The organism is Oleiphilus sp. HI0125 (assembly GCF_001635355.1).
On record NZ_LWGF01000262.1, the window covers coordinates 1 to 669 of the forward strand.

At 46.2% G+C, this 669-nt stretch carries 1 protein-coding gene; it reads left to right on the forward strand.

The annotated features are described in order from the left end of the window. Window positions 1-13: 13 nt before the first annotated feature. Window positions 14-669 (forward strand): ribonucleotide reductase N-terminal alpha domain-containing protein (locus tag A3762_RS03830; RefSeq protein WP_369820658.1); only part of this gene is annotated, 656 nt, incomplete at its 3' end.

The window sequence follows — 669 nt, forward strand, 5'->3', positions numbered from 1 at the left end:
TTCTCCACTCCCGATGCAAGATGCGTCGGTAGACATTTGGCACACTAAATACCAGCTGAAAACAAAGTCTGGCGAAGCTGTTGATAAAACAATCGCTGAAACTTATGAACGTGTGGCCCGTGCTCTATCTTCTGTAGAATCAGAGGAAAAGCGCGAGCAGGTATATGCAGATTTTAAATGGGCATTAGAGACTGGCGTCATTCCCGCAGGCCGCATTATGTCGAATGCAGGCGCTGGCGAACATAAGCCTGCAACTTCCACCATTAACTGTACCGTTTCAGGCACAGTCTATGACTCAATGGACGATATCCTACTTAAAAACCACGAGGCAGGCTTAACACTAAAAGCCGGCTGTGGCATCGGATATGAGTTTTCTACTTTACGCCCTAAAGGTGCGTATGTTGCTGGTGCAGGTGCGACCACCTCTGGCCCATTGTCGTTCATGGATATCTTCGACAAGATGTGTTTTACAGTATCATCAGCAGGTGGTCGACGTGGCGCACAAATGGCGACTTTCGATGTACACCATCCTGATGTTTTGGACTTCATTAAAGCTAAACGTGAAGATGGTCGTCTTCGTCAATTCAACTTGTCACTATTAATCACTGAAGACTTCATTAAAGCAGTAAAAGACGATGCTGACTGGAGACTTTCTTTCCCAGTTACAGC